Origin of the sequence: Stenotrophomonas maltophilia group sp. RNC7, assembly GCF_030910085.1 — a bacterium.
Lineage (GTDB): Bacteria > Pseudomonadota > Gammaproteobacteria > Xanthomonadales > Xanthomonadaceae > Stenotrophomonas > Stenotrophomonas sepilia.
In genome coordinates, this window is the sequence record NZ_JAVFVN010000205.1 from 1 (window position 1) to 376 (window position 376).

At 34.0% G+C, this 376-nt stretch carries 1 protein-coding gene; it reads left to right on the forward strand.

Going from position 1 to position 376, the window contains the following annotated elements:
* Positions 1-299, forward strand: a 299-nt coding sequence (locus tag RCF13_RS02860; RefSeq protein ID WP_308140824.1) for a phage scaffolding protein, incomplete at its 5' end; no start/stop codon positions are given.
* Positions 300-376 lie beyond the last annotated feature (77 nt).

The following is a 376-nucleotide window of genomic DNA, read 5'->3' on the forward strand; positions in this document are numbered from 1 at the left end:
AATCGAAGCTAGTTGATACTAAGTACCCGGAACTGTTATCGACTAAATTTGATAAGTCTAAGCTATCTGTTCAGAATGATGGTTCGGTGGTTGGAATTGATGAGCAACTTGTAAGTATTAAAGAGCAGTATAAGGATTTATTCGCACCTAAAGTCGAAGGACAAGACCCGTTTAATAAAACTAAGACACCAAGCGGAGTTAAGAACCCTTGGAGCAAAGAACATTTCAATCTAACAGAGCAAGGAAGAATTTTTAGAGAAAATCCAGAACTTGCAAAACAATTACAAGCAAGTATTTAATTAAAAAAGGAGAGATAAATAATGTCAACTAAAATAGTAGATGTAATTCAACCAGAGATATTTACACCTTATGTAGT